The sequence below is a fragment of the Amycolatopsis sp. NPDC003865 genome, from assembly GCF_053605345.1.
In genome coordinates this window covers 165,735-189,756 of the sequence record NZ_JBSGJA010000016.1, presented here as the reverse complement: position 1 = coordinate 189,756, position 24,022 = coordinate 165,735, and the positions used below count along the sequence as shown (strand labels likewise).

General features: G+C 71.3%; 16 protein-coding genes and 1 pseudogene. 4 read left to right on the top strand and 13 right to left on the bottom strand.

Annotated features, from left to right (window positions below; genetic code table 11):
* Positions 1–23 precede the first annotated feature (23 nt).
* The 10 genes and pseudogenes from ACWEVP_RS33245 to ACWEVP_RS33200 all read right to left on the bottom strand — a co-directional run bounded on the left by ACWEVP_RS33245 (position 24) and on the right by ACWEVP_RS33200 (position 13,129).
* Positions 24–3,848, bottom strand: a complete 3,825-nt coding sequence (locus ACWEVP_RS33245) for a LamG-like jellyroll fold domain-containing protein (RefSeq protein WP_452066512.1) — start codon at positions 3,846–3,848, stop codon at positions 24–26.
* A gap of 16 nt (positions 3,849–3,864) precedes the next feature.
* The gene (yjfF, locus tag ACWEVP_RS33240; protein WP_452066511.1) at positions 3,865–4,782 is read right to left on the bottom strand and encodes a galactofuranose ABC transporter, permease protein YjfF; all 918 of its coding nucleotides are present in this window, start codon (positions 4,780–4,782) and stop codon (positions 3,865–3,867) included.
* Positions 4,783–4,907: 125 nt separating this feature from the next.
* The gene (locus tag ACWEVP_RS33235; protein ID WP_452066510.1) at positions 4,908–5,939 is read right to left on the bottom strand and encodes an ABC transporter permease; all 1,032 of its coding nucleotides are present in this window, start codon (positions 5,937–5,939) and stop codon (positions 4,908–4,910) included.
* Positions 5,940–5,944: 5 nt separating this feature from the next.
* On the bottom strand, positions 5,945–7,438 hold the full coding sequence (locus ACWEVP_RS33230) for a sugar ABC transporter ATP-binding protein (protein WP_452066574.1): 1,494 nt from the start codon (positions 7,436–7,438) through the stop codon (positions 5,945–5,947).
* Between the two features lie 30 nt (positions 7,439–7,468).
* Positions 7,469–8,488, bottom strand: a complete 1,020-nt coding sequence (locus tag ACWEVP_RS33225; protein WP_452066509.1) for an ABC transporter substrate-binding protein — start codon at positions 8,486–8,488, stop codon at positions 7,469–7,471.
* A gap of 38 nt (positions 8,489–8,526) precedes the next feature.
* Complete coding sequence (locus ACWEVP_RS33220; RefSeq protein ID WP_452066508.1) at positions 8,527–9,576, bottom strand: LacI family DNA-binding transcriptional regulator; 1,050 nt, start codon at positions 9,574–9,576, stop codon at positions 8,527–8,529.
* Between the two features lie 236 nt (positions 9,577–9,812).
* Positions 9,813–10,763, bottom strand: a complete 951-nt coding sequence (locus ACWEVP_RS33215; RefSeq protein WP_452066507.1) for an endonuclease/exonuclease/phosphatase family protein — start codon at positions 10,761–10,763, stop codon at positions 9,813–9,815.
* The gene (locus ACWEVP_RS33210; protein ID WP_452066506.1) at positions 10,760–11,677 is read right to left on the bottom strand and encodes a D-alanyl-D-alanine carboxypeptidase family protein; all 918 of its coding nucleotides are present in this window, start codon (positions 11,675–11,677) and stop codon (positions 10,760–10,762) included. Before ACWEVP_RS33210 ends, ACWEVP_RS33215 begins: the two co-directional genes overlap by 4 nt.
* A 194-nt stretch (positions 11,678–11,871) precedes the next feature.
* Positions 11,872–12,711 (bottom strand): annotated as a pseudogene (locus ACWEVP_RS33205) (glycoside hydrolase family 16 protein); the annotation flags it as partial.
* A 172-nt stretch (positions 12,712–12,883) separates the two neighbouring features.
* Positions 12,884–13,129 (bottom strand): hypothetical protein, encoded by a 246-nt coding sequence (locus ACWEVP_RS33200; RefSeq protein WP_452066505.1) that lies wholly within the window; start codon positions 13,127–13,129, stop codon positions 12,884–12,886.
* 231 nt (positions 13,130–13,360) lie between these two features.
* Here ACWEVP_RS33200 and ACWEVP_RS33195 point away from each other — a divergent pair, with 231 nt between their 5' ends.
* Together ACWEVP_RS33195 and ACWEVP_RS33190 are read left to right on the top strand one after the other, a co-directional pair.
* Positions 13,361–15,400 (top strand): phosphocholine-specific phospholipase C, encoded by a 2,040-nt coding sequence (locus tag ACWEVP_RS33195; RefSeq protein WP_452066504.1) that lies wholly within the window; start codon positions 13,361–13,363, stop codon positions 15,398–15,400.
* A gap of 119 nt (positions 15,401–15,519) precedes the next feature.
* Positions 15,520–16,968: a cellulose binding domain-containing protein gene (locus tag ACWEVP_RS33190; RefSeq protein ID WP_452066503.1), complete on the top strand. Its 1,449-nt coding sequence runs from the start codon at positions 15,520–15,522 to the stop codon at positions 16,966–16,968.
* Position 16,969: 1 nt separating this feature from the next.
* Here the strand turns inward: ACWEVP_RS33190 and ACWEVP_RS33185 are convergent, their stop codons facing one another.
* Positions 16,970–17,095, bottom strand: coding sequence for a hypothetical protein (locus ACWEVP_RS33185; RefSeq protein WP_452066502.1), 126 nt, complete (start codon positions 17,093–17,095; stop codon positions 16,970–16,972).
* Positions 17,096–17,397: 302 nt separating this feature from the next.
* Entirely contained in the window at positions 17,398–18,192 is a 795-nt protein-coding gene (locus ACWEVP_RS33180) for an SDR family NAD(P)-dependent oxidoreductase (RefSeq protein WP_452066501.1), read from the bottom strand.
* 217 nt (positions 18,193–18,409) lie between these two features.
* Here ACWEVP_RS33180 and ACWEVP_RS33175 point away from each other — a divergent pair, with 217 nt between their 5' ends.
* Together ACWEVP_RS33175 and ACWEVP_RS33170 are read left to right on the top strand one after the other, a co-directional pair.
* Positions 18,410–19,027 carry a LysE/ArgO family amino acid transporter gene (locus tag ACWEVP_RS33175; protein WP_452066500.1) on the top strand — a complete coding sequence of 206 codons (618 nt, stop codon included), beginning with the start codon at positions 18,410–18,412 and terminating at the stop codon, positions 19,025–19,027.
* Positions 19,028–19,138: 111 nt separating this feature from the next.
* Positions 19,139–19,843 carry a DUF6008 family protein gene (locus tag ACWEVP_RS33170; RefSeq protein ID WP_452066499.1) on the top strand — a complete coding sequence of 235 codons (705 nt, stop codon included), beginning with the start codon at positions 19,139–19,141 and terminating at the stop codon, positions 19,841–19,843.
* Here the strand turns inward: ACWEVP_RS33170 and ACWEVP_RS33165 are convergent.
* Positions 19,824–23,903, bottom strand: coding sequence for a beta-galactosidase (locus ACWEVP_RS33165; RefSeq protein WP_452066498.1), 4,080 nt, complete (start codon positions 23,901–23,903; stop codon positions 19,824–19,826). The genes ACWEVP_RS33170 and ACWEVP_RS33165 overlap by 20 nt on opposite strands.
* Between the last annotated feature and the right edge of the window lie 119 nt (positions 23,904–24,022).

Here is a 24,022-nt window from a genome sequence, read left to right as displayed (position 1 = left end):
GGTGTCCTCTCTCCTGGTGTTGTTCAGCGGCCGGTGATGACGAGCGTCGTCACGGAGTTGGCGGGCAGGGTCAGCTTCGAAGTCGCGGCCAGGCCGGTGATCTCCCTGGTCTGCGGCACGATGGCGGTCGGCGCGGCGAGGCTGTTGCAGCCCGCCGGGTCGCCGGTGAGCGTGGTGAGCGTCCCGGTGCCGTCGACCGCGGTGACGCCGGTGAGCGCCAGCCGCGTGGACTGCACCTGGCCGGTCGGGTTGACGAGCTTGACCGTGAACGTCTTCCGGCCGTTCTTCGTGGTCACGTTGACCACCTGCCGCAGCGGGCTGCCCTGGTTGAGACGGCTGGTCACGATCTGCTTGCCGAGCGTGCTGGAGAACATCTGCTGCACCCAGTACGACGGCGAGCCGTAGCTGCTCCCGGCGTCGAGGCCGATCAGGTTGACCGGCCAGTTGGACTGGTTCTCGTGCACCAGCACCGGCGCGTACATCGAGCCGATGACGACGTCGCTGTTGCGTTCGAGCCCGGTGAGGAACGCGGCCTCGCCGATGGCCGCGGCCAGGGTGCCGGTGGGCCGGCCGTCCTGGGCGCCGTACTCGCCGACGAGGATGTCCGGGCCGGACCGGTCGGCGGTGTCGTAGCGGGTCGAGTTGTCGGTGAACCACTGCGGCGACTGGTAGTAGTGGTCGTCCGCGGCGTCCGGGCGCACCCCGGTCGAGGTGCTCGACGCGGCGCCGCCCTGCAGGCCGCCGGTGGTGGCGACGACCGTCAGCTGCGGGTACTTCGCCTTGATCGCGGTGTACATGTCGGTGAAGCGCCAGGCGTAGCTGCCGGAACCGTCGAACCAGTCCTCGTTGCCGACCTCGACGTAGTGCAGGTCGAACGGCGCCGGGTGCCCGTCGGCGACCCGCTTCGCGCCCCACGTCGTGGAGGCGTCGCCGATGGCGTACTCGATCTCGTCGAGCGCTTCCTGGACGTACTGCGGGTAGTCGGCCTGGCTGACGTGCTGGCCGTTCAACGTGTACCCGGCGAACAGGGCCAGCAGCGGCTGGGCCCCGATGTCCTCGGCCAGCTCGAGGTGGTCGAGGATGCCGAAGCCGTCGGTGGACCAGTAGCCCCACGCCGTGTTCTGGTGGCCGGGCCGCTGTTCGAGCGGGCCGATGGTGTTCTTCCACGCGAACCGCGTGTCGAGGGTGTTGCCTTCGAGGTAGTTGCCGCCGGGGACGCGGAACAGGCCGAGCTTCAGCGCGGCGAGCTTCTGCCCGAGGTCCGCGCGGACACCGTTGGGCCGGTTCTTGAACGTCGGCGGGAACAGCGACACCTGCTGGAACCACGCGTCGCCCGCGAGTGCCGTCCGGCCCTTGTTGACCAGGGACACCACGATCCGGTTGTCGGTGGACGCGACGATGGTGGACGGCGTGGTGAAGCTGAACGTCTGCCGCGTCCACGCGGGCCCGGCCGGCTGGACGTCCTTGCTCGCCAGCACGGTCCCGTCCGGCTTCTCCAGGCTGACGCGGACCGCGCCGGTCCAGGTGCCCTTCGCGAAGAAGCTGCCGGTGTACTTGGTGGCCGGTTTCGCGGCGACGCCGTAGAAGCCGACGTTGGCGGCCGCGATCCGGCCCCCGGCGGGGACGGTGCCGGCGTGCAGCTTCAGCGAGCGGTCGAGCGCGGTGGTGAGCGGGGTGGTGGTGTCGACGGCGTAGCTGCCGGTCGCGCCCGCCGAGGTCAGCAGGGACCAGTACGGGACCGGGGTGTCGCCCGCGCCGCTGCCGCCCTGGTAGGCCTCCTTGAACGTGCGGTTGCGGACGAGCTCGGCGTAGAGCCCGCCTTCGACGGAGTGGCTGATGTCCTCGAGGATCGAGCCGTAGGTCGTCGGCCGGGTGTTGGCGCGGACGACGTTGGCGTCCACCGCGAGCTGGTTCGCACCGGCCAGGGTGCCGATCTGGGCGGCGGTGAGCGGGAAGCGGCGCAGCTCGACCTCGTCGACCGCGCCGGTGAACCCGGACCCGACGGTGAACGGCGCCGCGGCGGTGCCCGAAGCGGGGCAGGCCGAAACGTCCACTGTGGTGCCGGCCGGGGTCCCGCAGGTGCTCGTGACCGCGGCCGCGTCGCCGTCGGCGTAGACGGTGAGCCGCTGTGAAGCGCGGTCGAGGACCAGGGCGGCGTGGTGCCAGGTGCCGTCGGCGAGGCCGCCGCCGGTGGTGGTCACCTGGACGGTGCCGACGCGGGCGGTGAGCTTGCCGCCGGTCACGCCGAGGGCGTAGCCGTCGCCGTGGTCGACGAGGGTGCCGTCCGCCGTCGTGCGGAACCACGCGGCCAGCGAGAGCGAGCCGGTGCCGGTGTCGAACGCGGGCGAGGTGCCCATGTCCACAGTGGACGTGCCGGCGAACTGGACGGCCTTGCCCGCCGCGCCGGCGGTCCAGGTGGCGCCCTTCAGCGTGCCGTCGGCCGCGTTGGCGCTCGAGTCGCGGGCGGTCGTGCCGGCGCCCTCGTCGAAGTGCCACGAGCCGCTCGCGGCCAGCGCGGCGACGGCGGACCCGGTCAGCGGCGTCGGGTACGCGCGGACGTCGTCGATGCCGCCGGCGAACCAGTCGGCCGGGGCGCCCGCCCACTTGCCGCGTCCGATGACGAAGTGGCCGGAGGCGCTCCACGGCGTGGTGAACGGGACGCTCTGTTGCAGGGTTCCGTTGACGTAGAGGGAAAGCGTGCCGGCCGCACGGTTGTAGACACCGGCAAGGTGCTGCCACTGGCCGTCCTGCGCGGGCAGCGTGGACACCGCCGCGGACGACGCCGTGTCGCCGTCGCCCGCGCGGCGGGTGAAGGCGAACCTGCCGTCGGCGGCGCGCTGGAGGTAGAAGCCGCTGATCGCCGAACCGTCGACGCTCACCGCCGTGCGGAAGCCGGTGGCCGCGGAAGGTTTCACCCACGCGGAGACGGAGAAGCTCTGCGCGGTGTCGACGACCGGGGCCGGGGCTTCGATCGCGGCGTCGGTGCCGTCGAGCACCGCGCCGTGCGGGCCGACGACCCCGTCGCCCCAGGTGGTGCCGCCGGTGAGGGTGGCGGTGCGCGCGTCGAGGGAGCCGTCGGCCGCGGTGGTGCCGGTCCCTTCGTCGAGGGTCCAGTGCGCGGCGATGGCCAGGCGGGCGGCGTCGGCCGCGGTCAGCGCGCCGCTGTAGGCGCGGACGTCGTCGATCGAGCCGTCGACGTAGTCCACCGGGTTGCCGCCGTACTTGCCGCGGCCGATCACCAGGTGGCCGGTGCCCGCCCAGCCGGCGGGGGCGGCGACGGTCGCCTGGAGGGCGCCGTCGACGTACAACGACAGCGTTGACACCGCCGCGTCGAACACGCCGGTGAGCTGGTACCACTGGCCGGCGACCGGGTCGAAGTCCGCGCCCGCGACCACGCCGTCGGCCGGGGCGTCCCCGGCGAGGCGGGTGAAGGCGAACCGGCGCGAGTCGTCGCGGAACTGCAGGAAGAAATTGCTGACCTGGCTGCCGTCGACGCTGACGAACGTCTGGAAACCGGAGGTCTTGTCGAGCTTGACCCAGCTGCTGACGGAGAAGCTCCGGGTGGTGTCGAGCACGGGCGCGCCGGCGTCGGCGAAGCCGCTCGTCCCGTCGGTGGTCAGGGCGCCGCCGCGCAGGCCAGGGCCCCAGCCCGCGCCCGCGTTCAGGGTGGCGGGGTGGTCGCCCGCGGTGTCGGCGGCGGTGGTCCCGCTGCCGTCGTCGAAGGTCCAGTGCCCCGCCAGCCCCGGCTCGGGGCCGGCCGCGGCGGCCGGCGCCGCCGTGATGGGCACGGCGGCGCACAGCGCCAAAGCGGCGAGCACGGCCGTGGGCCGCCGCAGTCTGCGGAGCATGGGTCTCCCTCGAGTTTCAGCGGGTCCGTCGGGTGACGAGGCGTTGCAGGACGATGAAGACGAACAGGAGGGCGCCGGTGATGATCGAGGTCCACCAGGAGTTGAGGGTGCCGTCGAAGGTGATCAGCGTCTGGATGATGCCCAGCACCATGATCCCGAGCACGGTGCCCAGCACGTAGCCGGAGCCGCCGGTGAGGATCGTGCCGCCGATGACCACCGCGGCGATCGCGGTCAGCTCCAGGCCGACGCCGTTGAGCGGGTCGCCCGAAGACTTGTAGAGCACCAGCAGCAGCCCGCCGAGAGCCGAGCAGAACCCGCTGATCGTGTACACGGCGATCTTCGTGCGGCCGGTCTTGAGGCCCATCAGCATCGCCGACTGCGCGTTGCCGCCGATCGAGTAGACCGTGCGCCCGAACCGCGTGAAGGCCAGCACGTACACCGCCGCGAGGACGACGACCAGCGCGACGACCACGCTGATCGAGATGTGCAGCTCCCCGCCGAGCGGGATCTGCGTCTGGGCGAGGGTGGCGATCGTCGGGTTGTCGATCGAGTAGGCCTCGGTGCTGATCGTGTAGCAGAGCCCGCGGGCGAAGAACATCCCGATCAGCGTGGCGATGAACGGCTGGATCTCGAAGAAGTGGATGAGCGCGCCCATCCCGGCGCCGAGCAGCGCCCCGATCACCAGCACCACCGCGATCGCCGCGTAGGCGGGCCAGCCGTGCTTCTGCATCAGGTCGCCGGAGACCACTGTGGACAGCGCGACCACCGAGCCGACCGACAGGTCGATGCCGCCGGTGAGGATCACGAACGTCATCCCGATCGCGACCACGAGCAGGAAGGCGTTGTTGATGAACAGGTCGAGCACGACCTGGCCGGACCCGAAGGCCTCGTACTGGGCGGCGCCGAAGATGTACGCCGCGATGAGCAGCGCCATCGTCGCGAGGATCGGGACGTGCCGCTGCTGCGGCCGGTAGCCTTTTACGCGGGCTCCAATTGCTTTTCGGGGGTTCCGGGTGGCAGAGCCCCCGGCCCGGGGCGAAGCTCCGGGTGGCACAGTGGTCATACGCCGACCTCGACCTTCTCCGGCGACGGCGCCGGGGTGACCGGATGGGCCCCGTGCCCGCGCCGGAACTTCCGGCGGAACGCGGGCGACTGCAGCAGGCACACCGCGAGCACGACCAGGGCCTTGAACAGCATGATCGCCTCGGGCGGGATGCCGAGGGCGTAGACGGTGGTGGTGAGCGTCTGGATGAGCAGCGCGCCGATCACCGAGCCGCCGAGGGAGAACCGGCCGCCGGTCAGCTGGGTGCCGCCGACGACGACGGCGAGGATCGCGTCGAGTTCGATGAACAGCCCGGCGTGGTTGGCGTCGGCGCTGTGCACGTTCGCGCTGATCATCAGCCCGGCGATGCCCGCGCACAGTCCGCAGAAGACGTAGACGAGCCAGGTCAGCCGCGCCGAGCGGAGCCCGGCCAGCCTGCTGGCTTCGGGGTTGCCGCCGACGGCTTCGACGAGCATGCCGAGCGCGGAGCGGCGGACCAGCAGCGAAGCGAGCACGAAGACCAGCAGGGCGATGAGGATCGCGCTCGGCAGGGTCAAGACGAACCCGCTGCCGATCCACTCGAAGGGCGCGGAGTTGATGGTGATGATCTGCCCGCCGCTGATCAGCTGCGCGATCCCGCGCCCGGCGACCATGAGGATGAGCGTCGCGATGATCGGCTGGATACCCAGCGCGGCGACCAGCCAGCCGTTCCAGACCCCGAGCACGAGGGACAGGCCCAGTGCCAGCCCGACGGCGACGAGCGTGGCGCCCACCCCGTCCGGGTGGTCGGCGATCCACAGGCACGCGAGCGATCCGCTGATCGCGACGACCGCGCCCACCGAAAGGTCGATGCCGCGGGTGGCGATCACCAGCGTCATGCCGATCGCGATGAGGATCAGCGGGGCGCCGTTCTTGAGGATGTCGACGAGGTTCCCGTAGAGGTGGCCGTCGCGCAGCTCGATCGAGAAGAACGCCGGGCTCGCGACGAGGTCGCCCAGCAACAGGGCCAGCAACGCCACCACGGGCCAGAACAGCCGGTGTTTGGTCATCCCTTTCACGCCTGCACCCCTTCGGCCATCGTGGCCATGATGTCGTCTGCGGTGAGCCCCTGGTTTTCCCGCTGCGCCACGACTTTCCGGTCCCGCAGCACGACAATGCGGTGGCTCAGCCGCAGGACCTCCTCCAGCTCGGCGGAGATGAACACGACGGCCATGCCGTCGGCCGAGAGCTGGGTGACCAGCCGCTGGATCTCGGTCTTGGCGCCGATGTCGATGCCGCGGGTGGGCTCGTCGAGGATGAGCAGCCGCGGCTCGGTGATGAGCCAGCGGGCCAGCAGCACCTTCTGCTGGTTGCCGCCGGACAGGTTGCCCACCAGCGCTTCGGGATCGGCGGGCCGGATGTCGAGCGCCTTGACGTACTTCTCCGCGATCTCGTCCTGGCGGCGGCGCGACAGCGGCCGCGCCCAGCCGCGGGAGGCCTGCAGCGCCAGGACGATGTTCTCCCGGACGGTCAGTTCCTCGACCAGGCCTTCGGTCTTGCGGTTCTCCGAGCAGAACGCGATCCGGTGGTCGAGGCCGGCTCGCGGGGTCCGCAGGTTCGTGACGTCGCCGTCGATCGTCACCGAGCCGCTGTCGGCGTGGTCGGCGCCGAAGAGCAGCCGGGCGAGCTCGGTGCGCCCGGATCCGAGGAGCCCGGCCAGGCCGACGACCTCGCCGGCGTGGATGGCGAGGCTGAACGGTTCGACGCCGCCCTTGCGGCCGAGGTCTTCGGCGGCCAGCAGCACCGGCGCGTCGGCGACCTCGGCCCGGGTCGGCCCGGAGTCCTCGAGCGTTTCGAGGACCTGCAGCTCCTTGCCGATCATCTTGGTGACCAGCTCGACCGGCGTGATGTCCGCGGTGCGGTACTCGCCGATCAGCTTTCCGTTGCGCAGCACGGTCATCCGGTCGGCGACGGCGAAGACCTGGTCGATGAAGTGGGAGACGAACAGGATCGCCATCCCCTCGTCGCGCAGCGAGCGCACGACCTTCAGCAGCTGCTCGACCTCGCCGGCGTCCAAACTGGACGTCGGCTCGTCGAGCACGAGGACCCGCGCGTCGACGTCGAGCGCGCGGGCGATCGCGACCAGCTGCTGCACCGCGATCGAGCAGGTGCTCAGCTCGGCCGAGACGTCCACGTGGACGTCCAGCCGGGCCAGCAGCTCCTCGGCCCGCCGCCGCATCGGGCCCCACTGGATGCGGCCGAAGCGGCGGGGTTCCCGGCCGAGGCAGACGTTCTCCGCCACCGACAGGTTCGGGCAGAGGTTGACTTCCTGGTAGACCGTGCTGATGCCGGCCTGCTGGGCCTCGCCGGGGCCGCCGAAGGAAACGGCGGTCCCGGCGAGGGTGATGGTGCCCGCGTCCACGCCGTAGACCCCGGTCAGCACCTTGATCAGGGTGGACTTGCCGGCGCCGTTCTCCCCCATCAGCGCGTGGACCTCGCCCGGGAACAGGCGGAAGTCGACGCCGTCGAGGGCGAGGACGCCGGGGAACTCCTTGCGGATCCCGGTCATGGTCAGGATTTCGGTGGACACGGGGACCTCTCAGTACTGGCGCTGCGGCAGGGCGGCCTTCGCCGACGCCTGGTCGAACTCGGTCTCCTGGGTCTCGATGCGGGCGGGCACCTGCTCGCCGGCGGCGACCTTCTTGACCAGGTCCATCAGCTGCGGGCCGAGCAGCGGGTTGCACTCGACGACGTGGTTGATCTTGCCGTCGGCCAGTGCCGTCAGCGCGTCCTTCACGCCGTCGACGGAGACGATCTTGATGTCCTTGCCCGGGACCTTCCCCGCGGCCTCGATCGCTTCGATGGCACCGAGGGCCATGTCGTCGTTGTGGGCGTAGAGGACGTCGATCTTGGGCTGGGACTTCAGGAAGGCCTCCATGACCTCCTTGCCCTTGGCGCGGGTGAACTCACCGGTCTGCGACGCGACGATCTTGTACTTCGGGTCCGCCGCGATGACGTCCGCGAAGCCCTTCTTGCGGTCGTTGGCCGGCGCCGAGCCCGTGGTGCCCTGCAGCTCGACGATGTTGACCTGACCGGTGGCGCTGCCGAACTCCTTGGTCAGCCACTCCCCCGCCTTCTTGCCCTCGGCGATGAAGTCCGAGCCGAGGAAGGTCTTGTAGAGCGACTTGTCCGGCGAGTCGATCGCCCGGTCGGTGAGGATGACCGGGATGTTGGCCGTCTTGGCCTCCTTGAGCACGGTGTCCCAGCCGGACTCCACCACCGGCGAGAAGGCGATGACCTTGACCTTCTGCTGGATGTAGGAGCGGATCGCGGAGATCTGGTTCTCCTGCTTCTGCTGCGCGTCGGAGAACTTGAGCTCGATGCCGGCGGACTTGGCCGAGTCCTGGATCGACTTGGTGTTCGCCGTCCGCCACCCGCTCTCGGCGCCCACCTGGGCGAAGCCGAGCGTGATCGCCCCGCCGGAGCCACCGGAAGAGCCACCACTCCCGCAGGCGGTGAGCAGCACGAGTCCGGCCGCCGCGGCCGCCGCGGCGGCCCATCGCTTCTTCAGCACGTTCACTCCTCGATCGACGGTGATCAAATTTGTTAGCGTTAACATTCGGAGCTGGTCTTCTTCTGCCGGGCGCGTTCGCCGCGCTAACGCGGCCCGGTGCTCTCGCGGACGATCAGCTCGGGCACGACCAGGGCCCGCGCGTGCCGGTCGCCCCCGTCCATCCGCTGGGTGAGCAGGCCGAACGTGCGCCTGCCGACTTCGATGAAGTCCTGGCGCACCGTGGTCAGCGGCGGCGTGAAGTACGCCGCCTCGGGTACGTCGTCGAAGCCCGCGACCCGCACGTCCCGCGGCACCGAGATGCCGGCTTCGGCGAACGCGCGCAACAGCCCGAGCGCCATCTGGTCGTTGCCGGCGAAGACGGCGTCCAGATCGCGCTCCTTGGCGAGGGATCGCCCCGCCTCGTAGCCGGAACGCGAGCTCCAGTCACCCTGGATCACCCGAGGCACGTTCGCGCCGTGGCGTTCCAGGGTTTCCCGCCAGCCCGCCTCGCGGTCGCGGGCTTCCAGCCAGTCCTCGGGTCCGGCGACGTGCCAGACGGTCCGGTGCCCGAGGGCCAGCAGGTGCTCGGTGGCGCGGCGGGCGCCGTCGCGCTGGTCGACGGAGATGACCGGGACCGGCGCGGCTTCCCCGCCGCCGACCGCGACGACCGGGAAGTCCGCGGGTGCGGCTTCCAGGGCCCGGCCGGCGGTGACGTGCGGGGCGATGACGATGATGCCCTCGACGGCCTGGCGGCGGAGGTTCTCCACCGCGTCGGTGATCGAAGACCGGCCCGGACGGCTCACGCTGGAGATCGTGATCGCGTACCCGGCTTCGCGGGCGGCGTTCTCGATCCCGTAGAGCGTGCTGGCCGGACCGTACAGATTGGACTCGAGCGCCACGACACCGAGGGTCCCGGTACGCCCGGTGACGAGCGCGCGGGCCGCGGAGTTCGGGCGGTAGCCCAGTTCCTCGATCGCGGCGAGGACCCGGGCCCGGGTCTCCGGCCGCACCGGACCGGTCCCGTTGATGACCCGGGAGACGGTCATGTGCGACACGCCCGCCACCCCCGCGACGTCGGTCAGGCTGGGCTGCCGCGTGCCGGCCGCGGTCACCCGGACGGGGCCGCCGGAGCGGGGTCGTTCGGCCACCGGCATCCCCTTTCGCACACCTCGTCGTGGTCGCCGTCACCCGTTCCGGTGACGGCGAGGAGTCAGTGTTAGCGATAACACCCACGGGGTCAAGCCTGGGTCGCGTAACGGTCTAGTCACGTAAGCCGCCGCGGCGGCGGGTCGTGGCTTCACCGCCCGACCTGCGGGAAAGCCGGTGGATTATTCACCGGATACCCGCGGCGCGGGTGTTCAAGGGGCATGTTCGGCCGGCGCCGGGGGGGTCAGAAGGCGACCGAAGCCGCCACCGGGAGGTGGTCGCTGCCCGTCGCGGGCAAGGTCCACGACGCCACCGGCCGCAGCCCCGCGACGAAGACCTGGTCGATGCGCGCCAGCGGCAGCCCGGCCGGCCAGCTGAACCCGAAGCCGTCGCCGGCGTCCTCCTGCGCCGGCCGCATCCGCGCGGTGATCGGGTCCAGGGCCCGGTCGTCGGCCGTGCCGTTGAAGTCGCCGACCAGCACCGTGCGCGGCGACGGCTCCCCCGCCAGCGCGTCGGCGAGCAGGCCGATCGCTTCGTCCCGGCCGTTCGCCGTGAAGCCCGCCTCCAGCCGGACCCGCACCGACGGCAGGTGCGCGACGAACACCGCGACCGGCCCCCGCGGAGTGTCCACTGTGGTCCGCAGGGCGCGGGTCCACGGCATGATCTCGACCGGTCGCGTGTCGCCCAGCGGGAAGGTGCTCCAGATCCCGACCGTGCCCTGCACCGAGTGGTGCGGGTAGCCCGCGGCGAGCGCGTCCTCGTACTTCGGGATCTCGGACTTCTTCAGCTCCTCCAGGGCGATCACCTGCGCGCCGGACGCGGCCAGCGCCCGCGCGGTGCCCGCCGGGTCCGGGTTCTCGTCGTTCACGTTGTGCGAAACGATCATGAGGTCGCCGCCGGCTTCGGTCTTGTCGAACAGCCTGCCGCCGAAGAACCCGCCCCACACCAGCGCGGGCAGCAGCAGCGAAACGAGCGCGAGCGCCGAGCGCCGCAGCAGCGCCGCCACGAGCAGCGGGAGCACGAGCAGGCCGGTCCACGGCAGGAACGTCTCCAGCAGGCTGCCCGCGTTGCCGGCCCAGTTCGGGATAAGCGAATGCGCGAGGAGCAGGAGCGCCGTCAACGCCGAGAACACCGCGATCACGCGCCCGCGGCGCCAGGTTCCGCGGTCCGGCGGGGTCTCGAGCACCGCGGTCATCGCGTGGCCGCCGGCAGCTCCCGCTGGATGGCGGCGATCAGCGTCCGGCTGTTCTCCAGCGCGGCCTGCAACCCCTGTGCCGGGCTGCCGCCCGGGTTCTGGTGCAGGACGACGCCGAGGATGAGCGCTCCGCCCGGCCCCTTCGCCGCCCACATGAGCGCCCCGCCGGCGGCGGTCGACGAGCCGGTCTTTAACCCGATCACGCCGTCGCGGCCGAGGAGGGTGTTGGTGTTGACGACGCCGGGCACGCCGTCGACGCGGAGGTTCGTCGTGGCGACGATCTCGCGGATCACGGCGTTGCGCATCACCTCGCGGGCCAGGCGCAGCTGGTCGGTGGCGGTACTCGTGGTCGAGTCTTCGACGCCGCTGGCGCCGGTGTAGGTCGTGTCGGTCATGCCGAGCGCGCCGGCCTCGCGGTTCATCTTCCCGACGAAGTCCTCCTGGCTGCCGGCGTCCCAGCGGGCGAGCAGCCGGGCGGCGTTGTTGCCGGAGGGGACGAGCATCAGCGCCAGCAGGTCCCGCTCGCTGACTTCCCGCCCGGCCCGCAAGGTCACGGTCGACTCCTCGCGGGAGACCGACTCGGCTTCGGCCTGCTCGTCGACGGTGATCATCGGGCCCGCCTCGCCCGGGGCCAGCGGGTGGTCCTCGAGCACCACGTAGGCGGTCATCACCTTGGTGACGCTGGCGATCGGCACCGGCCGCCGCTCCCCGCGGCTGCCGAGCGAGCCCAGCCCCTGCACCTCGGCGCTCGCCTGCCCGCCCGCGGGCCACGGCAGCGAGAGGTCGACGGCGGGCCGGGCACTGGCGTAGCCGTCGACGGTGGGCGGGAACAGGACCCAGCAGGCCACGGCGAGGGCCACCGCGACAGCGGCGGCGATCCCGCCGGCGACGGGTGGGATACGGGTACGGGCCATGGGTCTCCTCCGGGTGCCGGGGCGCTTCGGGAGCGCACTCCGTCACTGTGTCCGGGGAAGATCGCCGGGCAGTCGGGGTTGTTCGACAGGTCTGAACCGGAAATGTCCCGGTTCTGTACCAGCGGACGTGGCGCGGGACCGGCTCCCCTCCGCCGCGCACGGGGAAGAGCCGGTCCCGCTGGTCCGGACCCTCAGCTCACGTGGACGTAGTCGACCACGAGCTGCTGCGGGAACTGGGTGCTGCCGTCCGGGTCGCCAGGCCAGTAGCCGCCGACCGCCAGGTTCAGGATCACGAAGAAGTCGTGGTTGAACACCCACTGGTTGCCGCCGACGTCGGCCGGCGTGCGGGTCTGGTAGGCGTTGCCGTCCACCGACCACACGATCTTGTCCTGCGACCAGTCGATCGCGTACGTGTGGAAGTCGTCGGAGAAGTTCGGGCCGCTGTAGGGCGCGCCGATGCCGCCCGAGCCCGAGTAGCCGGGGCCGTGGATCGTCCCGTGCACGGTGGTCGGCTCGAACCCGACGTTCTCCATGATGTCGATCTCGCCGCACTGCGGCCAGCCGACGCTGCCGATGTCGGAGCCGAGCATCCAGAACGCGGGCCACATGCCCTGCCCGCGCGGCAGCTTCATCCGGGCCTCGACGTGCCCGGACGACGCGGTGAACTTGCCTGAGGTGTTGAGCCGCGCCGAGGTGTATTCGCAGGCGCCGTACCAGCAGTTGTTCCCGCTGTTCTCTTTCTTCGCGGTGATGACGAGGTGGCCCTGGCCGTCGAGGGCCGCGTTGGCGGTCCCGTCGGTGTACCACTGGCGCTCGTGGTTGTTGACGTTGTCGCCGGTCTCGTGGACCCACTTCGAGCCGTCGACCCCGCTGCCCGCCGGGCCGTCGAAGTCGTCGCTGAAGCTCGCGAAGGTCCGGGCCGGCGCGGCCTGGCTCTGCGGTGCGGTCACCACGGCGCCTGCCACGAGCAGCGCCGCGGGCGCCACCAGCAGGCGGGCGGTCCGCCGCCATCGGGCGGAGTTCCTGGTCGACATCGTCGTCGCCCCTTCCGTTCCGCGGGCGACGGCTGGCGGCTCACCGGCACCCTATTTGTTGTCGAACGCAACAAAGTATGAACGGGCCGGTGGCGAAGAACAAGGCTATCCGGTCGGACATTTTCCGACGAGTACCCGATGGTCCGGACCACCGGGTACTTTCGGGCAACGCTCAGCGCTGGATGCAGTCGAGGCCGACGCCCAGCGGCGTGGCCAGGTACTGGCAGATGTGCGTCGCGTGGGCCACGTCGGTCTCGGTGCACGCCAGCGGAACGCCGAGCAGGTCCACCGAGCAGTAGGCGTAGAACTGGTTGGCGTTGCCCGGGACCGGGTCGGCCGACGCCGGAGCCGCCGCGGCGACCACCGCGGAAACCGTGAGCGCGGCGGCCGCCGCCCAGGAAGCGATTCGGGTCTTCATCGTGCTCTCCCTCCGCAATCTCCCTGCGTGCCAGGGCTTCGTGCTGATCAAGATTCCCCGTCCGGACCGCGTTCACCTCCGGGTCACCGGAAAGTGTCACGGCCGCGGCCCACGAACCGAACAGCTCGTGAACTTCACGCTGGGTGATTACGTACCTTCGTCGGTGTCACCGAGCGGCTCCGGGTCCCTACGCTGACGCTGCCCTGCCGAGGTCCCCAGGAGGCTCCCGAGATGGCCGACCCGCACGAGCTCACCCGACGCAGCTTCCTCGGCGGGGTCGCCGCCGCCGGCGCCCTCGGCGCGCTGCCACCCGGGATGGCCGAAGCCCTCGCCGAACCGCGCGTCTCCGGCAGCCTGTCCGACGTCGAACACGTCGTGGTCCTCATGCAGGAGAACCGCTCCTTCGACCACTACTACGGCACGATGAAGGGCGTCCGCGGCTTCGGCGACCGCTCGGCGATCGTGCGGCCGAACGGCCTGGACGTCTTCCACCAGCCCGATTCCGGGCGCGCCGACGGGCAGTACCTGCTGCCCTTCCGGGTGGACACGACCAAAGTGGACGGTCAGGACCTCGGCGACCTCGGCCACGGGTGGACCGACCAGCACCAGGCCATCGCCGGCGGCGCGAACGACGCGTGGGTCGCCGCCAAGGGCGAGCTGACCATGGGCTACTTCGACTCCGGCGACCTCCCGTTCCACCGCGCGCTCGCCGACGCGTTCACGGTGTGCGACCACTACTTCTGCTCGGTGCAGGGCCCGACCACGCCCAACCGGCTCTACCTGTTCACGGGCACGATCGACGCCGACGGCAAGGCGGGTGGGCCGGCGAACTACAACCCCGCCGACTACAAGCCGGTCTTCAGCTGGACGACTTACCCGGAACGCCTGCAGCAGCGCGGTGTTTCGTGGAAGGTCTACGCCAACAAGGAGGTCGGCGACGCGAGCGGCTCGTTCGTCGGCGACTACGGCGACAACCCCCTGTGGCTGTTCAAGGCCTACCACCAGGACTACGGGTCGGAGCTGTCCGAACGGGCCAGTGTGTTCAAGACGTGGGGCCCGGATTCCGGACAGGGCAAGGACGTGAACCACGTCCTCGCCGAGTTCAAGGCCGACTGCGCGAGCGGCTCGCTCCCCCGTGTCTCGTGGGTCGTCGCACCCTACGGCTACTGCGAGCACCCCGAAGCCCGCCCGGTGGACGGCGCCGCGTACACCCAGACCGTGCTGAACGCGTTGTGGGCCAACCCGAAGCTCTGGGAGTCCACAGTGGTCCTCATCAACTACGACGAGAACGACGGGTTCTTCGACCACGTCGCCCCGCCGATCGCGCCGGCCGGCACCGCGGGCGAGTACGTCGGCGGCAAGCCGATCGGGCTCGGCGCCCGCGTGCCGATGACGGTGATCTCGCCGTGGAGCCGCGGCGGCTGGGTCAGCTCCGAGGTCACCGACCACACCTCGGTGATCCGGTTCCTCGAGCGCTGGACCGGCGTCGCCGAGCCGAACATCAGCGCGTGGCGGCGCGCGATCTGCGGCGACCTGACGACGTGCTTCGACTTCGGCGCCCCGGTCACGCAGATCCCGCTGCTGCCGGACACCGCGGTGCTGCGCAAGCAGGCCGACGACACCCAGAAGAAGCTGCCGAAGCCGGCCCCGCCGGCGACCGGGAAGCAGCAGCTCCCGGTGCAGGAGGCGGGCACGCGCCCGGCCCGCGCGCTCCCCTACCGGCCGTCGGTCACGACGGCGCTGAGCGCCGACCGCAAGATCCTCACCACGACGTTCGTCAACCAGGGCACCGCGGCCGTGCAGCTGACGGCCTACCGCAACGACGGCCAGACCGACGGCCCGTGGCCCTACGACCTCGCGCCCGGCGCGCAGGTGAGCGACACCTGGCGGATCCAGCTCTACGGCGGCGGCAAGTACGGCGTCGCCGTGCACGGGCCCAACCGGTTCCGCTGGGTCCTCGCCGGGGACGCGAACAGCGCGGGCGCGGGCGTCGACGTCCTGGGCGGCTACACGACGGAGAACAAGCTGCGGCTGACCATGCGGAACACCGGCACGACGGCCGTGCGCGTCACGATCACCGCGAACCACTACCGCACGGACGGGCCGTGGACGTACTCGCTGGCCGCGGGCCAGACGGTGACCGACGACTGGAACCCGGTCGCGTACGGGAACGGCTGGTACGACCTGTCCGCGACGCTCGACGCCGACCCGAAGTTCCTCCGCCGGTTCAGCGGGCACCTCGAGACGGGGGCCCCGAGCGTCACCGGCTGATCATTCACATACGTGACAATCATTCAGCCGATTGACGAGTCTCGGCGAGGTCACCTATAAAGGGGAAGTCCGGGTGTCCGCCGCAACACCTCCGCTGTCCCTTTCTCCGGAGGCCTTCGGTGTCCCCACGAAGTCGTGCCCTTCTGCTCGGTGCCGCCATCGTTTCCGCCGCGCTCGCGTTCACCGGCGCCGTCACCGCGCAGGCCGCGGCGGCGAGCCTGTCCGCGACCTTCGCCCAGACCTCGGTCTGGACCGGCGGCTACGGCGGCGGCTACACGATCGCCAACCGCGGCGACGCGCCCGCCACCGGCTGGACCGTCGAGTTCGACCTGCCGGCCGGCACGGCGGTGACCAGCTCGTGGAGCTCGGTCAAGACGCGGAGCGGGCAGCACTACAAGTTCACCAACGCCGGCTTCAACGGCACGGTCGAGCCCGGCGCCACCGCGGACTTCGGCTTCACCGTCACCGGATCGGGCCTGCCTTCGGGCTGCACGGTCAACGGGCTTGCGTGCGCGGGCGGCGGCCCGGTCACCACGACGCCGACGACCACCACGACGCCACCGCCCACGACCACCACGACTCCCCCGCCGGCCGGGGACACCGTGAACGTCTCCACCACCGCCCAGTTGCAGGCCGCGCTGGCCAACGCGGCACCCGGACAGGCGATCAAGCTCGCGGCCGGGACCTACCGAGGCTCGTTCGTCACGACGAAGGCGGGCACCGCGGCCAAGCCGATCACGCTCTCGGGCCCGGCGAACGCGGTCCTGATCAACGACGGCCCGAGCGGCGACGCGCCGGACTGCCCGACGCCGACGGCGGGCTGGGACTCGGGGTACGGCCTGTGGCTCTCGGGCGCGCCGTACTGGAACCTGACCGGCTTCACCGTGCAGGAGTCCAAGAAGGGCATCGTCGTCGACAACTCGCCGCACACGACGATCGACGGCGTGACCGTCCACCACGTCGACGAGGAGGCGATCCACTTCCGCCGCTCGTCGGCCGACAGCGTCCTGAAGAACTCCACGATCACCTACACCGGGCTGGTGCAGCCGGGCTACGGCGAAGGCGTCTACCTCGGCTCGGCCACCTCGAACTGGTCCTGCCACGGCAACTCCGGCGGTGTCGACCGCGGCGACCGGATCCAGGTGCTGGACAACCACATCGGCCCGTTCATCGCGGCGGAGCCCATCGACGTCAAGGAAGGCACGTTCGCCGGGGTGATCCGCGGCAACACCTTCGACGGCCGGGGCATCTCCGGCGAGAACTCGGCGGATTCCTGGATCGACGTCAAGGGCATCGGTTACACGATCGAGAACAACACGGGCACGTTCGCGGCGCCGGGGGTGTTCGCCAACGGCTACGAGAACCACAACACGAGCACGTCCCCGTCCTTCGACAACGGCTGCGGGAACGTGTGGCGGAACAACAAGTCCGACCTCGGCGGCGTCGGCGCCTACGCGATCAAGATCAGCTCGGTCTCGAAGTGCGCGGCGAACCCGAACGTGGTGTACGCGTCCAACACCGTGACGAACGCCAAGTCCGGCCTGACGAACATCTCGGTCACGCCGTAGCTCACAGGTGCATGGCGAGCCAGAGCGCCACCCACGCCGCGGCGGCGAGCAACGCGCCCGTCGCCGCGGCGAGGAGCACCCGGCGCAGGCCGCGGGCGGGTTTCGCGGGTGTCTCGATCCGATCCATGAAGTCGATCATGACCGACGCGCGCCGGACGCGACAGCCGGCGCGCTCGACCGGGCGACCCCTGCGCGGGGTACCCCGGACGGCGGCGACGCACGTCACTCCCGCCCGCGGAACACCAGCACCGCCCGAGCGTTGTACCGGGTGTCGGTACGGCGGTGCCCCCGGGCCTCACCCCTTGCCTTCACGGAATACCGGTAACGCAGGAGCCGTGTCGTGCCTTCCGCCGCGAGGCGGCCCCCGTACCGGCCCCAAAACCCCCGTTCCCACCCGGGCCTCCCCCGTGCGCCCGGGCGGGAGCGGGCCTACAGCACGATCGAGTCGACGTAGCCGCCGTCGACGCGCACGGCCGCCCCCGTGGTCGCCGACGCGAACGGGGAACTCAGGTACACCACCAGGTTCGCGATCTCCTCCGGCTCGATCAGCCGCTGCAGCAGCGACTGCGGCCGGTACCTCTTCATGAACTCGCGCTGGGCCTCCTCCCACGGCAGGTCCGTGCCGACCAGCTCGTGGACGAAGTCTTCGACGCCGCCGGTGTGCGTCGGGCCCGCGATCACGGCGTTGACCGTGACCCCGGTGCCGGCCGCGTGCTTGGCGAACCCGCGCGAAACCCCGAGCAGCGCCGTCTTCGACACGCCGTAGTGGATCATCTCGGCCGGGATCACGACCGCGGAATCGCTGGCGATGTACTGGATCCGGCCCCAGCCGCGCTCGGTCATCCCGGGCAGGTAGGCGCGGGTGAGCCGCACCGCCGCCAGGACGTTGACCTCGAAGTAGCGCCGCCATTCGGCGTCGGTGATGTCGAGGGGCTCCCGGGCACCGAAGATGCCGAGGTTGTTGACCAGGATGTCGGCGTCCGGCACCTCTTCGACGACCTGCGCCGCCCCGGCCTCGTCCGAGACGTCGCCCGGCGCCGGCACCAGGTCGGCGTCCGGCCGGTCCTCCTTCAGGCGCGCGATGGCCTTCGCGACGCCGGTCTCGCTCCGGCCGTTGATCGCGACCCGCGCGCCCGCGGCCGCGAGCCCCGCCGCGATGGCCGAGCCGATGCCCTGGGTGGACCCGGTCACCAGGGCCGTCTTCCCGCTGAGGTCGACCCGCATCGTGAAAACCCTTTCTCGCGTCGGCCGGTCCCCCGGCCGATTCAAGCACAGGCGCCCGGTGCGCACCGGCTGGAAAACCGGTTGCCCAGCCGGGCCCGCGGCTACACCATCTGCGCATGACCTCTCACCGCACGCCGCTCCTGCCGACCGTCGCCGCGACCACCGCGCCGGTCCAGCAGCAGCCGTGCCCGCCGCGGAGGTCGATCACCCCGGTGCCGTGACGGGCGCGCTGTTCGCCGGCCTGCTGGCCGGCTACGGCATCGCGATCCCGGTCGGCGCCGTGGCGACCTACCTCGTCGCGCTCACCGCACGCACGTCCCTGCGGACCGGTTTGGCCGCGGCGCTCGGCGTCGCGACGGCCGACGGGGTGTACGCGCTGGTCGCGGTGCTCGGGGGCGCCGCGATCGCCGGGGTCGTCGCGCCCGTCGCCGGGCCGTTGCGGCTGGTCTCGGCCGCGGTCCTGGTCGTGCTGGCGGTCCGCGGCGCCGTGCTGGCGCTGCGCTCGCACCGCGACCCGGCCGCCCGGCCGGTGACGCCGCTCGCGCCCGGCCGCGCCTACGTCAGCCTGCTCGGCATCACGCTGGTGAACCCGACGACGGTCGTCTACTTCACCGCCCTGGTCGTCGGCGACCGCGCCGGCGACGCCGTGTCGGTGCTCGAACAGGTCGTGTTCGTGCTGGCCGCGTTCGCCGCCTCGGCGAGCTGGCAGGCACTGCTCGCCGGCGGCGGGGCACTGCTCGGCCGCGTCCTCACCGGGCGGCGGGGCCGGCTGGTGACGGCCCTCGCCTCCAGCGCGGTGATCACCGCGCTGGCCGTCCGGCTTGTCCTGTCTTGAGCAGAAAACCGTTGTGGTGCAGGCATTTGCCCGGTTTCCGGCCGCACGGACGAAGACGTTCGGCGGCCGGTTCCGCGGCTAGCCTGGCCGGGACGCGGACGGGAGGCGGCCATGACCATGCCGATGGGGACGATGTCCGGCTGGGACGTCGCGGGCGCGACGCTGCTCGTGCTCTGGGCGCTGGCGATGTGGACGGCGGTCGGGGTGCTGGCGTACGCGAACCGCGGGCCGGTGCGGCCGTGGGTGTACCGCGGCTCGGTCGCGGTGATCGGCGCCGGTGTCCTCGGCCAGCTCGGGCACGTCCAGGAGCACGTCGCGCAGGCCGGCTACTGGCTCGGGCACCCGAACTCCCCGGCGTGGATGACACCGTGGGGCACCGGGCTCGCGAACGGCCTGCAGCTGCTCCTGCCCGGCCGGCCGACGTTCGGGATGGAGCTGCTGCACCTCACCGGCAACTTCATCTTCCTGGCCGGGCTGGCCGGGGTCATGGTGATCACGCGACGGGCCTCGAAGACCCGCGCCCGCCGCTGGGCGAAGACGGGCGTCTGGATGCAGGGCCTGCACGGGCTCGAGCACCTCGTCCTGACGCTCTCGGTGGCGGCCGGCTCGCGCGCGATCGGCCTGTCCACGTTCTTCGGCCTGATCGACCCGGGACCCGGCCTGACCACCTACCGCGTCTGGTGGCACTTCGTCGCGAACGTCGTGGGCTCGATCATCTTCGGTCTGGCGCTGTACCACCTGTGGCGCGAACGCCGCGAGGTCCGCGCCACCTTCGTCCTCCGGCCCGTGCCCGAGCTCACCCGGCAGGCGGCGTAGCGCAGGTCAGCGTCGGCAGCGCCCAGTCCGCGTGGTCGTTGCCGTTGCCGTCCCCGCCGTCGGACACCAGCAGGTCCAGGACCTGGGCCCCGGTGACGTCGACGTCGATCGGCACGGCCGCCTGGCCGCCCCGGACCACCGGCGTCGTCACCTTCGTCGCGCCGTCCGCCGCGACGCTGAAGCTCACGCTCCCGCCCGTGCCGGTCTCGCCGTCGACGCCGGCCGAGGCCGTCAGCCGCGTGCACGTCCCGGCCAGGTACAGCTGGACGTCGCTCGCCGCGTGGACCCCGAGGCCCTTGGCGTACGCCACCCCGCCGATGGTCATCGGCTTGCCGTCGCCCGCGTTCGCCTCGCCGTTGCTGGTGTCCCGCTCGACCGGGCCCCAGCCGTTGGTCGCGGTCAGGAAGGGCAGCGAGCTGACCGCGACCTGCCCGGCCGGCGGCGCGGGCGGTACCGCGCCGACGATCCGCTCGTCCGAGGCCGAACCCGGCCGCCCGGCCTGGCGGTAGGCCACCGCCACCCCCAGTGCCGAGGTGTCCACTGTGGAGGGAGCGGTGACGGGCCAGGTGAACGTCGCCGCCCGGCCGCCGTCGATCTTCGCCACCGAAGGCGGAGACGCCGTTCCGACGGTCCACCCGGCGGGCGCGGTGAGCACCGGCTTGACGTCGGTCGCCGGCGGTGCGCCCGCCGCCACCCGGACGGTGGCCGACGCGGTGAACCGCTGCCCGCCCGAGGCGGTGTCCGGCGCGGTCAGCGAGACGGTCGTCGCCGGCGCGGCCGGCATCGCGTACCGCACGGGGTCGAAGCCCGGCGAGGCGTTCCGCCGCACGGTGAGCGGCGAGGAGTAGCTGCCGTAGTTCGTCCACGCGATCTTGCCGAGGCCACCGGTGCTGCCGTCGAGGTTCCACACGGCGACGGCGATCGTGTTGTGCCCGTTCGGGTTCAGGACGCCGGCCGGGATCGGGAAGCTGTGCTGCGGCCCGAGGTAGTTGACGTACTGGCCCAGTTGCCAGCCGTTGACGAAGATCAGCGCCCGGTACTGCCGCGCGGGGTCGTCGGTGATCGTCAGGCCGAGCGAAGTGTCCTGGCCGCGCGGCAGGTCGAGGTCCGCCGTGGTGCGGTACCAGGAGACTCCCGGGGCGGTGTCCTTCGCGGGCAGCGACGTCGGCGTCCAGCTCCCGTCCGGGAAGCCGGGCAGCGACCAGCCCGCGCGCTCGCCGTACAGCCCACCGGTGTTCAGCGGGCCGCGGACCGGGTCGAGGCCGGTCTCGCCGCCGCGGACGCCCTGCAGCCGCCAGGTCACCGACGTCAGCGGCGCTCCGGTGAGCCGGGCCGAGGTGAGTCCCCGCGCGGCCTTGTTGCCGTTGCTGGCGCCGTAGTCCTCTTCGTGGCCCATGTTCACGGTCAGCACGGAGATCTCGTTCTCCCCCTGCTTGAGCGAACCCGCCGGGAAGGGGAACGTGTGCTGGGGATCCTTCGAGCTGCCGAGGAAGACGCCGTTGAGCCACGCCGAGAACGCGCCCGCGGGGCCGCCGCTCTGGCTCGACAGGGTGATCCCGGTCTGCCTGCCGTCGCCGGTGAACCGGCCGCGGTACCACGTGTTCCCGGTGTGGAAGCCGTAGTCGTCGGCGAAGAGCACGGGTTTCGTGCCGAGCGCGGTCGAGCTGTTGCTGGTGTCCTTGTCGGCCACCGGCCACGCCGAGTCGTCGAAGCCCGGCCGGCTCTCGGGCGATTCCTGCTGGTGCTTCCACCCGGTCAGCGCGGGCGGGGTCACCGGTTTCGCGGTCGGCGCGGCGGCGGTCAGGCTGCCGCTCGACGTCGGCTGTGCCGCGACGCGGGAACCGTTCCAGGACAACGACTTCTCGGCCGCGAAGACCTCGAACGCGCCGTCGGTGCCGGTGTCGCCGGTGAGGGCGAGGGTGCCGTGGTCGTCGGCCGCCGTCCGCACGAGGTGCGTTCCGCGGACCAGCACCGGGCCCGCCGCGGTGTCCTGACGCCAGAACGTCGCCGCGGTGGCCTTGTCGGCGAGCAGCAGGAGCAGCGGGCGCTGCCCGGACGCGGTGACGAGCACGCGGGTCAGGCCGTCGTGGGTGTAGTTCAGTCTCAGGTCGCCGCGGGCGGCGTCCCAAGTGGACGTCGCGGCGCCGCCGAGGACCCGCACCGACGGCTGCTGCGCGAACCGCAGGACGGTTTCGCCCGCCCCGCCCTTGTCTCCGTAGAGGACCGCGACGTCGCGGTCGCCGATGGCCGCGTTCGTCATGAGCTCCGACGTCGAGTACTGCAGGCGGGTCCGCCCGAGGTCGTACCCGGCGACGACGATCTTCGACTGGCGGCCGTTCAGCGTGATCCCGGTGCCCGGCTGCTGCGGCACGACCGGGTAGCGGTCGCCGCTGCCGCTCAGCAGGTCGACGGCGTCCACGACGACGAACGTCCCGGCCGCGCTCGCGTTCTTCTGCCCGGTGACGACGATCTTCAGCGTGTGCGCGCCGGCGGGCAGGTCGCGCACCTCGTAGCCGGTGACCTGGTTCTGCTTGCTCGCCGCGTAGAGGTCGACGGTGCCGGCCTTCGCGTCGTCGAGGTACACGTCGGCGATGCCGTGGTTGCCGTCCTTCGACGTCACCCACCGGATTCCGGTGCCGGTGAAGGGGATGCTGACGCTGTCCCCGGTGGCTTCGGAGAACGACTCGGTGTGCTGGTAGTCGCCGCCGGTGTAGTTCACCTCGGGCCCGACGTGGCTCCAGGTGCCGGTGTAGCCGACCTCGGTGGCGCGGTCGTCGTAGGTGTAGCCGGCGTGCGCGGCGAGGTCGAGCGCCATCGTGGTGGTGCTGGTGGCGGTGGACGTCGCATCGGTGTGGCGCAGGGTGTGGAACTGCGTGCGGGTGTCGGGGTTGATCCGCGCGGTGTCGGTGAGCGCCGGATCGGTCAGCGGCGCGCTCGCGAGCCCGTCGGTCTTGGTCAACGGCGCGACGGACTGGGTGAAGTACCCGATCAGCTTGTCCTCGTCGTACTTCGGGTCGAACTGGCGGCCCTCGGTGATGGCGGCGCCGTAGTCGTAGGACGTGTAGTTCTGCGGGATCGCGCTCCAGCCCCAGGAGGTGCCGCCGTGCAGCATGTAGAAGCTCTGGCCGGTGGCGCCGACCGCGATGTTCTGCTTGTAGAACACGTTCGCGAACTGGTCGTTGATCAGCTGGGCGCACTTCTCGTAGCCGGGGCCGCCCCACGGGTCGAAGGCACCGCCCTGGAACTCGGCGGTGATCAGCGGTTTGCCGGGTACGTGGTCGTAGCTGATGTCGGGGACGCCGTTCCAGCGCGTGGGATTGGAGCAGTCGAAGCCCTGCGGGTAGGAGTCGGCGGCGTCGACGTCGAGCGCGGCTTCGCCGGCGTTGAAGGTGCCGTTGTTGTTGCCCACCAGGGGAACGGTGATGCCGTCGGCCCGGGCCTTGTCCTCGAGGTGCTTCATGTAGGCGCGGCCGTCGGCGTTGCCGTTGTAGTACTCGTTTTCGACCTGGTAGGCGAGCACGCTGCCGGTGCCGTTCGTCAGCTGGTGGCGCGCGATGATCCGGTCGATCTGCGTCTGCCACTCGTCGGAGTACTTCAGGTAGACCGGGTCGGCGCTGCGGGTGTGGCCGGGGGTGGTGGACAGCCAGGTCGGGAAGCCACCGCCGTCGACTTCGGCGTTGATGTAGGGCCCGGGCCGCGCGATGACGTAGAGCCCGGTCTGCTGGGCCAGGTCGAGAAGTCTGTCGAGGTCGCGGATGCCGCTGAAGTCGTAGACACCCTGGCGTGGCGAGTGGTAGCCCCAGTCGAAGTAGAGGGACGTCGAGTTGAAGCCGGCCGCCTTCATCTTCTGGAAGATGTCGAGCCAGAGGTCGGGGCTGGGGAGGCGGTAGGAGTGGACCTCGCCGGACCAGAGGTAGGTGCGGGCGCCGTCGACGAGGAAGGAGTAGCCGTCGTAGGTGACGGTGTGGGCGGCCTTCGGCGGCGCCGCGGTGGCTTGCGGGACGGTCATCCCGACGAACGCGAGCACGGCGACGAGCAGGGTCCGGACGACGGCGCGCATGCGGGGACCTCCAGGAACGACGCTGAACCGAACACGATCCTTTGCCGATCACACAGAAGCGGTCAAGATACAACACCGGGATGGATCAGTGCCGACGTCGTGTTAGCGCTAACACCAGC

Bases quoted from the DNA above. Each gene is read 5' to 3' on its own strand.
- ACWEVP_RS33245 (WP_452066512.1), bottom strand. From the start codon at position 3,848: ATGCTCCGCAGACTGCGGCGGCCCACGGCCGTGCTCGCCGCTTTGGCG.
- yjfF (WP_452066511.1), bottom strand. From the start codon at position 4,782: ATGGCGCTGCTCATCGCGGCGTACATCTTCGGCGCCGCCCAGTACGAG.
- ACWEVP_RS33235 (WP_452066510.1), bottom strand. From the start codon at position 5,939: ATGACCAAACACCGGCTGTTCTGGCCCGTGGTGGCGTTGCTGGCCCTG.
- ACWEVP_RS33230 (WP_452066574.1), bottom strand. From the start codon at position 7,438: ATGACCGGGATCCGCAAGGAGTTCCCCGGCGTCCTCGCCCTCGACGGC.
- ACWEVP_RS33225 (WP_452066509.1), bottom strand. From the start codon at position 8,488: ATGTTAACGCTAACAAATTTGATCACCGTCGATCGAGGAGTGAACGTG.
- ACWEVP_RS33220 (WP_452066508.1), bottom strand. From the start codon at position 9,576: ATGCCGGTGGCCGAACGACCCCGCTCCGGCGGCCCCGTCCGGGTGACC.
- ACWEVP_RS33215 (WP_452066507.1), bottom strand. From the start codon at position 10,763: ATGACCGCGGTGCTCGAGACCCCGCCGGACCGCGGAACCTGGCGCCGC.
- ACWEVP_RS33210 (WP_452066506.1), bottom strand. From the start codon at position 11,677: ATGGCCCGTACCCGTATCCCACCCGTCGCCGGCGGGATCGCCGCCGCT.
- ACWEVP_RS33200 (WP_452066505.1), bottom strand. From the start codon at position 13,129: ATGAAGACCCGAATCGCTTCCTGGGCGGCGGCCGCCGCGCTCACGGTT.
- ACWEVP_RS33195 (WP_452066504.1), top strand. From the start codon at position 13,361: ATGGCCGACCCGCACGAGCTCACCCGACGCAGCTTCCTCGGCGGGGTC.
- ACWEVP_RS33185 (WP_452066502.1), bottom strand. From the start codon at position 17,095: ATGGATCGGATCGAGACACCCGCGAAACCCGCCCGCGGCCTGCGCCGG.
- ACWEVP_RS33180 (WP_452066501.1), bottom strand. From the start codon at position 18,192: ATGCGGGTCGACCTCAGCGGGAAGACGGCCCTGGTGACCGGGTCCACC.
- ACWEVP_RS33170 (WP_452066499.1), top strand. From the start codon at position 19,139: ATGACCATGCCGATGGGGACGATGTCCGGCTGGGACGTCGCGGGCGCG.
- ACWEVP_RS33165 (WP_452066498.1), bottom strand. From the start codon at position 23,903: ATGCGCGCCGTCGTCCGGACCCTGCTCGTCGCCGTGCTCGCGTTCGTC.